Annotated in this window: 7 protein-coding genes; 4 read left to right on the top strand and 3 right to left on the bottom strand. The window is 73.2% G+C overall.

Annotated elements, in window-relative coordinates:
• On the bottom strand, nt 1-1,962 hold a 1,962-nt coding region (locus ACR807_RS39810), incomplete at its 3' end, for a sensor histidine kinase (protein ID WP_438926716.1).
• Between the two features lie 330 nt (nt 1,963-2,292).
• On the opposite strand from ACR807_RS39810, the gene ACR807_RS39805 reads away from it, so the two are divergent.
• Together ACR807_RS39805 and ACR807_RS39800 are read left to right on the top strand one after the other, a co-directional pair.
• Nucleotides 2,293-2,709 (top strand): DUF485 domain-containing protein, encoded by a 417-nt coding sequence (locus ACR807_RS39805; RefSeq protein WP_438926715.1) that lies wholly within the window; start codon nt 2,293-2,295, stop codon nt 2,707-2,709.
• On the top strand, nt 2,709-4,283 hold the full coding sequence (locus tag ACR807_RS39800) for a monocarboxylic acid transporter (protein ID WP_438926714.1): 1,575 nt from the start codon (nt 2,709-2,711) through the stop codon (nt 4,281-4,283). Before ACR807_RS39805 ends, ACR807_RS39800 begins: the two co-directional genes overlap by 1 nt.
• 212 nt (nt 4,284-4,495) lie before the next feature.
• On the opposite strand, the gene ACR807_RS39795 is transcribed toward ACR807_RS39800, so the two are convergent.
• Together ACR807_RS39795 and ACR807_RS39790 are read right to left on the bottom strand one after the other, a co-directional pair.
• Nucleotides 4,496-5,347 carry an ATP-grasp domain-containing protein gene (locus ACR807_RS39795; RefSeq protein WP_438926713.1) on the bottom strand — a complete coding sequence of 284 codons (852 nt, stop codon included), beginning with the start codon at nt 5,345-5,347 and terminating at the stop codon, nt 4,496-4,498.
• Nucleotides 5,344-5,613, bottom strand: coding sequence for a hypothetical protein (locus tag ACR807_RS39790; RefSeq protein ID WP_438926717.1), 270 nt, complete (start codon nt 5,611-5,613; stop codon nt 5,344-5,346). The genes ACR807_RS39795 and ACR807_RS39790 overlap by 4 nt, the downstream gene beginning before the upstream one ends.
• A gap of 196 nt (nt 5,614-5,809) precedes the next feature.
• On the opposite strand from ACR807_RS39790, the gene ACR807_RS39785 reads away from it, so the two are divergent.
• Both ACR807_RS39785 and ACR807_RS39780 read left to right on the top strand, forming a co-directional pair.
• Nucleotides 5,810-7,405 carry a DUF885 domain-containing protein gene (locus ACR807_RS39785; protein WP_438926712.1) on the top strand — a complete coding sequence of 532 codons (1,596 nt, stop codon included), beginning with the start codon at nt 5,810-5,812 and terminating at the stop codon, nt 7,403-7,405.
• Between the two features lie 29 nt (nt 7,406-7,434).
• Nucleotides 7,435-8,383: quinone oxidoreductase family protein (locus tag ACR807_RS39780; protein ID WP_438926711.1), on the top strand; the 949-nt coding region annotated here is incomplete at its 3' end.

Genomic DNA, 8,383 nt, shown 5'->3' with positions numbered 1-8,383 from the left:
GACCTGGGCGGGCACCGGGCGCGCGGGCGCCGCGGGCACCGCGCGGACCAGCTCGGCGGGCAGCGCCACGACGGCGCGCAGGCCGTCGCCCTGCTCGCGCAGCACGACCTCGACGCCGTGCCGCCCGGCGAGCCGGCCCACCACGTACAGGCCGAGCTGGCGGGACACCGGCAGCTCGCCGGACTCGTCCCCGGCGGCCAGCTCGACGCGGCGGTTGGCCTGCGCCAGGTCCTCCTCGGACATGCCGACGCCCTGGTCGAGCACGTCGACCAGCACGCCGCCGCCCGGCCGCGCCCGGCCGCCCACCACGACCTGCGTGCGCGGCGGCGAGAACGTGGTCGCGTTGTCCAGCAGCTCGGCGACCAGCCGGACCAGGTCGCCCGCGGCGTAGCCGACGACCTCGACCGACGGCGTGGTCTGCACGACGACCCGCTGGTACTGCTCGATCTCGGACGCGGCGGCGCGCAGCACGTCGCCCAGCGGCACCGGGCGGGTGAAGCGGCGGGCCACGTCGCTGCCGGAGAGCACCATCAGGTTCTCGTTGTTGCGGCGCATCCGGGTGGCGAGGTTGTCCAGCTTGAACAGGTTCGCCAGCTGCTCGGGGTTCTCCTCCTGGCGCTCCAGCTCCTCCATGAGCTTGAGCTGCCGCTCCACGAGGCCCTGGCTGCGGCGGGACAGGTTGATGAACGCGTTGCGCATGCCGGTGCGCAGGTCGGCCTGCTCGGCCGCGGAGCTGACCGCCTGCCGGTGCACGGCGTCGAACGCGCGCGCCAGCTGGCCCAGCTCCTCGCGGGTGTGCACGGGCACGGGTTCGACGGCGATGTCGTGGGCGGCGTCCTCGCGCAGCTGCGCGACCAGCGCGGGCAGGCGGTGCTCGGCCACGTCCAGGGCGGCGGTGCGCAGGGCGCGCAGCGAGCGCAGCAGGTAGCTGCCGACGACGAACCCGATGGCCGCGGCGGCGAACAGGGACGCGAGCAGGATCACCGAGGCCGCGCCCGCGAGGTCGGACGTGGCGTCCTGGAGGCGGGACGCGGTGGTGTCGAGCCGGGCCTCCAGGCCGCGCATCACGACGCCGAGCTGCTTGGTCGTGCCCTCCGAGCCGCTGTTCCACCGGTCGACGTCGACGCCGCCGCGCACGGCGGCCGGGTTGGCGCGCACGTCCTGGAGGAGCCGGTTGCGGGTGTCGACGTCGGGGCCGGAGACGGCGGCGCGGTAGTCGGCCTGCTGCTCGGGGGTGGCGACGGCGGAGAAGTCGGCCAGCTTGTCCTGCTGGCGGGTCCAGGACTGCTCCAGCGAGGTGCGCTCGGTGTCGAGGAGGGCGCCGCGGCTGATGCCGGCGAGGATGGTGGCCTGCTGCCAGGACACCTGCTCGCCCGCCATGGCGAGGTTGTGCAGGGCGGTGGCCGTGCCGGACAGGGCCGGGTCGCCGAAGTCGCCGACCATGGCCTGGTCGAAGTCGAGCAGGGCGCGCAGCACGACGGTGTAGCCGCCGATGCCGCCGGAGAGGTCGACGCTGCCCGCGATCACCCGGTCGCGCAGCTGGGGCAGGCCGTCGAGCTGCACGACGACGTCGCGGAACCGGGCGGCGGTGACCTCGCCGAGCGTCGGGGTGCGGCCCATCAGGTTCTTCACGCCCGCGGCGGCGGTGTCGGTGGCGCGGGTCAGGTCGCGGTAGCGCCGCTCGTCCACGCCGCCGTCGTCGGGGCGCTGGGCGGCGAGCGCGCGTTCGGCCTGCACGCCCTCGATCAGCGGGTCGAGGCCGGCGCGCAGGGTGACCAGGCGCTGCATCGACGAGTAGTTGTCCGCCCTCGTCACGTAGCCGCGGATCTGCACGAGGCCCGCGCCGACGGCGACGAGGACCGGCACCGCCAGGACGGCGGCGAGCTTGACCGGGAGGCGCCAATTCCGCCAGTCCGCGACGGCTCTCCACCACTGCCCGCGCGCGTTGTTGTCGCCAGTCACCAGACAAGCCCCGGAAAGTCCGTAGTTGTTTCAAAGTTGAACGACGCCGCAACCTTTTCGCCGCGAACGGGTGGATGTTGCTGCGCGATAGTAGGTGTTCGGCAGGCGGGGGACAACGACCTTGCGGTCGGTCCTCATCCGATCGGCGCAGCGTGACGGTGGAAGTTTTCCGGTTAACGACGCAAGCGGGGGCCGCCTGTCGACTCCGTCCGGACGAGCTGTCCAGGTCGCCGGGGGCGTTGACTGGCGGCCCGGCGTGGTTACGCTGAGCGCTCTCCGGACGCCGGAGCACCCCCGTCGCACCGCGCGCACAATTCCCGTGGAGGATTGATGACGAAGGCGATCCTGCCCCCGGCGGATTCGAGACAGGCCCGCGGCGGACGCGGCTTCGCCACTTTCGAGGAGCCCCCGCCGGCGTTGTTGATCGACGACGACGGGAAGCCCGACTTCGTCGCGCTCCAGGACAGCGCCGATTTCCGCGAGTTGCGCCGGCGGACGATGATCTTCGTTCTGCCCGCGACGTGCGGATTCCTGCTCTGGTACCTCGGTTACGTGTCGCTGTCGGCGTGGGCGCCGGACTTCATGGGCACGCCGGTGCTCGGGGTGCTCAACGTGGGCCTGCTGTTCGGCCTGCTCCAGTTCGTCACCACGATCGCGCTCACCCTGTCCTACTCCCGCTACGCGCGGCGCACGCTGGACCCGAGGGTGGCCGCGGTCCGCTCGCTCACCACGGAGGACCGCGCCTGATGGGCGGCAACACCGCGATCAACCTGGGCGTCTTCGGCGTCTTCGTGCTGATCACCCTGTTCATCGTGTACCGGGCGGGCAGCCGCAACTCGACGGCGGCGGACTACTACGCCGCCGGGTCGAGCTTCACCGGGCCGCAGAACGGCATCGCGCTGTCCGGCGACTTCCTGTCCGCCGCGTCGTTCCTCGGCATCTCCGGCAGCATCGCGGTCAACGGCTACGACGGGTTCCTGTACTCGATCGGCTGGGTCGTGTCCTGGCTGGTGGGCCTGATGATCATCGCGGAGCGGCTGCGCAACACCGGCCGGTTCACCCTTGGCGACGTGCTGGCGTTCCGGATGCGGCAGCGGCCCGTGCGCGCGGCGGCGGCGAACGTGACCCTGGTGATCTCGCTGTTCTACATGATCGCGCAGATGGCGGGCGCGGGCGCGCTGATGGCGCTGCTGCTCGACGTGCACACCAAGGGCGGCCAGGCGGTCATCATCGCCGTGGTGGGCGTCGTCATGGTGCTGTACGTGCTGCTGGGCGGCATGAAGGGCACCACGTGGGTGCAGATCATCAAGGCCGTCTTCCTGATCCTGTGCGTGACCCTGATGACGGTGTTCCTGCTCGGCAAGTTCGGGTTCAGCCTGTCGGCGATCCTGGAGACGGCGTCGCGCAACACCCCGCTCGGGCCGGAGGTGCTGGAACCCGGCGCCCGCTACGGCGGCAGCACGGTGAGCCGGCTGGACTTCCTGTCCCTGGCGCTGGCGCTCGTCCTGGGCACCGCGTCGCTGCCGCACGTGCTGATGCGCTTCTACACCGTGCCGAACGCCCGCGAGGCGCGCCGCTCGGTGGTGTGGGCGACGTGGATGATGGCGATCTTCTACCTGTGCACGCTGGTCATCGGCTTCGGCGCGCTGGCGCTGGTGGGCACCGAGGAGATCCGGTCCGCGCCGGGCGGCGAGAACTCCGCCGCGCCGCTGCTGGCCTACGAGGTCGGCGGCGCGGTGCTGCTGGGCGTCGTCAGCGCGGTGGCGTTCGCGACGATCCTGGCGGTGGTGGCGGGGCTGACGCTGACGGCGTCGGCGTCGTTCGCGCACGACGTGTACGCCAACGTGATCAAGCACGGCCAGGCCGACCCGCGCTCGGAGGTGCGCGTCGCCCGGCTGACCGCGGTGGTCGTGGGGCTGCTCGCGATCGCCGGCGGTATCGCGGCCAACGGCCAGAACGTCGCGTTCCTGGTGGCGCTGGCGTTCGCGCTGGCCGCGTCGGCGAACCTGTCGACGATCATCTACACGATGTTCTGGAAGCGCTTCAACACCCCGGGCACCCTGTGGGCGGTGTACGGCGGGCTCGGCTCGTGCATCGTGCTGATCGCCTTCTCCCCCGCCGTGTCGGGCGCGCGGACGTCGATCTTCCCGGACGTGGACTTCGCCCTGTTCCCGCTGGGCAACCCGGGCCTGGTCTCGATCCCGTTCTCGTTCCTGTGCGGCTACCTGGGCACGGTGCTGTCCAAGGAGGAGGCGGACCCCGTCAAGCAGGCCGAGATGGAGGTCCGCTCCCTGACCGGCATCGGCTCGGGCCTCAAGTAACCCCGAGAGTCCAACCCCCAGGTCGCGAGAGTCCAACCTCCAGGTCGCGAGAGTCCAACGCCCGGGTCGCGAGAGTCCAACGCTCAGGACCCCTGAGTTCTGCGTTCGGGGCTAACGCCGTTGGTCCTGAACGCAGAACTCACCGGGCCCGGAGGTTGGACTCTCGGGGTCTGGGCGTTGGACTCTCGGGGTCTGGGCGTTGGACTCTCGGGTCAGTGGCGGGACAGGGCGGTGCGGACCGCGGAGGCGAAGCGGAGCGGGGCGGTGGCGTCGGTCTGGCGGAAGCCAAGGGAGGGTTCGACCAGTTCCAGTTCCATGAGGACCGGTGAGCCGTCCTCGCCCGGCACGAGGTCCACGCGGGCGTAGAGCAGCTCGTGGCGGGGCAGGGCCAGCAGGGACGCCGCCGCGTCCAGGACGTCCTCCGCCACCCGGCGCTGGGCCGCGCTCGGGGTGGCGCCGGACAGGCGTTCCAGGAGGTACAGGCCGGTCTCGTCGTACTGGGCGTCGGGAGTGAGCATCGCGCCCTTGGTGAACGCGTGCGAGTACTGGCCGCCGAGGAACACCATCGCCGTCTCGCCGATCGAGTCCACCCGGGACTGGTACGGCTGCACGAGCGCCGGGCCGCCCAGCGACGCCAGGTGGCTCGCCGCCGCCGCGTGGTCGCCCGCCGCGACGCGCAGGGCTCCCCGCGAACCGGCGCCGACGGTCGGCTTCACGACGAACTCGCCGTCCGGCCAGTCGGTGAACCCGGGCTCGGCCAACGCGGTCGGCACGACCGGCACTCCCGCCTTCGCCAGGTCCACCAGGTACGCCTTGTCGACGTTCCACCGCACCACGTGCGCCGGGTTCGCCAGCGCGGGCTGCGCGTCGCACCACTCCAGGAACCCGGTCAGCCGCTCCGGGTAGTCCCAGGTGGACCGCAGCACGACGAGGTCGGCGTCGAGCGGCGCGCCCCACCGCGCCCACTCGGCGCGCACGCCCACGTCGGCCAGCGCGCCGAGCAGCGCGTCGTCGTCGCCGTCGCCCGCGGGCAGGGCGGCGCAGGTGGCGAAGAGGACCTTCACCGACCGGCCATCTTCCGCCGGTGCGCCGGACCGATCTTCACCGCGGCGGTGGTCTCGCGGTCCCACTCGTGCGACTCCAGGTCGGCCACCGCCTCGACGACGGCCTCCGCCGACGCCACGTCCGGCAGCACCACGTCGCCCATCGCGCCGTCGGCGCCGACCAGCACGACCCGCGCCCCGGCGCGCCCGACGTTCTCCACCACGGCGCGCGCGGGCTTGCCGTGCGCGGCCACGAACGCGGACGCGGTCTTCACCGCGCGGTCGATCTTCTTCGGGTCGACCCGGCGCTCGCCCGCGTTGCCCTCAGCGTTGTCCTCAGCCACCCGCCCAGCCTAGAACCTGTCGGTAACTCGCGTGCCGTGAGCGGCCTCACCGGGCCGTGGGGTGAACGTCAACGGGCAAAGCCGAACGGCCACCGCGCCACCGCCCGAACCGCCCGACCTGCGGGTAACTTGCGTGCTCGTGAGCGAAACCACAAGCCTCGACCAGCTGGTCGCGCAGTTCCTGACCTGGCACTTCGACCGCAACCCGGGCACCGCCGCGATGCTCGGCTCCCTCGCGCACGACCACACCCTCGGCGACTTCAGCGCCGCCGCGCTCGACGGCTACGAGCGCGAGGCGGGCACGTGGCTCGACCGGTTCACCGCCGTGCGGACGGACGACCTGGAGGGCTCGGTGGACCGGGACCTGGTGGTCTCGGTGCTGCGCGGCGTGCGGGCGAAGGCGGCGTGGCCCTCGTGGCGGCGCGACCCGTCGGCGTACACCGGCGCGGTGCTCTACCCGCTGTTCGCGGCGTTCCTCAACCGGTTGCGGCCGGAGCCGGAGCTGGTGGCGAGCGTGGTGAAGCGGCTGGCCGAGGTGCCCGCGGTGCTGGCGGCGTGCCGCGCCAACCTGGACCCGGCGCTGGCGTCGGCGAAGATCGTGCGGCGGGGCGCCGCGCAGGCCAAGACCGGCCGCGCGTTCCTGACCCGGACGCTGCCCGCGGAGGTGTCCGACCCGGCGCTGCGGGCCGAGCTGGCCGAGGCCGCCGAACCGGCCGCGGTCGCGTTCGACGAGCTGGCCGCGTTCCTCGACGGGTTCGCGACCCGGGCGGGCGGCGACTGGCGGATGGGCGAGGAGCTGTACTCGCGGCTGCTGCTCGACCAGGAGGTGCTGGGCTACGGCGCGGCCGAGCTGCACGAGCGCGGCAAGGCGGCGTACGCGGAGCTGGACGCCGAGATGAAGGAGCTGGCGGGCCGGGACGACTGGCACGCGGTGATGCTGTCCCTCCAGGACGACCACCCGCCGACGCCGGAGGACATGCGCGCCGAGTACGAGGCGGAGACGCGGCGGGCGCGCGAGTTCCTGGTGGAGCACGAACTGGTGACGCTGCCCGACGGCGAGGAGTGCCGGGTGGTGCCGTCGCCGACGTTCCAGCGCCCGGTGCTGGCGGTCGCCTCGTACATGTCGCCGCCGCCGCTGACCGACCTGCGGACGGGGCACTTCTTCGTGCCGTTCCCGCCGGACGGGTTCACCGCCGAGCAGACCGCGCAGCGGCTGCGCACGAACTCGCGGGCGCAGATGGTGTCGATCGCGGTGCACGAGGCGTACCCCGGCCACCACTGGCACCTGTCGTGGCTGGCCGCGCAGGACCGGCCGGTGCGCAAGGTGTTCCGCACGCCGTACTTCTCCGAGGGCTGGGCGCTGTACGCGGAGAAGCTGCTGCGCGAGCACGGCTACTTCACCACCCGGGAGAAGGAGCTGGCGCACGTCGAGGCGCGGCTGTTCCGGGCGGCGCGGATGGTCGTGGACACCGCGCTGCACTGCGGCGACATGGGCGTCGAGGAGGCCGAGCACTTCATGACGACGAAGGCGTCGCTCACGCCCGGCACGGCGGCGGGCGAGGTGGAGCGGTACTGCGCGTGGCCGACGCAGGCGCCGTCCTACCTGACGGGAGCGCTGGAGATCGACCGCATCCGCGGGGAATACACGGGCTCGCTGCGGGACTTCCACGACACGTTGGCCGGTTCCGGCGCGCTGCCGCTGGGACTGGCCCGCCGGGTCGCGCTCGGCGGGTGACGGATCAGGACACGCACGGAGGAGCGGTTATGCCCAAGGCTGTGGTGGTGCGCGCGACCGGTGGACCGGACGCGCTGGAGTTCGCCGACGTGGAGCCGAGGTCGCCCGGCGCGGGCGAGCTGCTGGTGGACGTGGCCGCCGCCGGGGTGAACTTCATCGACTGCTACCACCGCGAGGGCCGCTACCCGCTGGCGCTGCCGTTCGGCGTCGGCCTGGAGGGCGCCGGCCGGGTGAGCGCGGTCGGCGCGGACGTGGCGGGCTTCGCGGTGGGCGACCGGGTGGCGTGGGCGCAGGCCCCGGGCAGCTACGCCGAGCAGGTCGTCGTGCCCGCCGCGCAAGCGGTGCCGGTGCCCGACGCGGTGGACGACGACACGGCGGGCGCGCTGCTGCTGCAGGGGCTCACCGCGCACTACCTGGTCGCGTCCACCTACCCCGTCCAGCGGGGCGACTCGGTGCTCGTGCACGCCGCCGCGGGCGGGGTGGGGCTGCTGCTGGTGCAGCTGGCCAAGGCGCGCGGCGCGCGGGTGATCGGCACGGTGTCCACGGCGGAGAAGGAGGCGCTGGCCCGCGGGGCCGGGGCCGACGAGGTGATCCGCTACGACGAGGTCGCGGACTTCGCGCCGGTGGTGCGGGAGCTGACCGGCGGGGTCGGCGTGGCCGCGGTGTACGACGGCGTGGGGAAGACGACGTTCGACGGCAGCCTGGCGAGCCTGCGGCCGCGCGGCGTGCTGGCGCTGTTCGGCGGGTCCAGCGGCGCGGTGCCGCCGTTCGACCCGCAGCGGCTCAACCAGGCGGGCTCGGTGTTCCTGACCCGGCCGTCGCTGGGCGCGCACGTGGCGACGCGCGAGGAGCTGGAGTGGCGGGCGGGCGAGCTGTTCGCCGCCGTCGCGGACGGCTCGCTGCGGGTGCGGGTCGGCGGGCGCTACCCGCTGGCCGAGGCGCGCAGGGCGCACGAGGACCTGGAGGGCCGGCGCACGA

Origin of the sequence: Saccharothrix sabaoui, from assembly GCF_051756985.1 — a bacterium.
GTDB lineage: Bacteria > Actinomycetota > Actinomycetes > Mycobacteriales > Pseudonocardiaceae > Actinosynnema.
This window is presented reverse-complemented; position numbering and strand designations above follow the sequence as displayed.

Bases quoted from the DNA above. Each gene is read 5' to 3' on its own strand.
- ACR807_RS39805 (WP_438926715.1), top strand. From the start codon at position 2,293: ATGACGAAGGCGATCCTGCCCCCGGCGGATTCGAGACAGGCCCGCGGC.
- ACR807_RS39800 (WP_438926714.1), top strand. From the start codon at position 2,709: ATGGGCGGCAACACCGCGATCAACCTGGGCGTCTTCGGCGTCTTCGTG.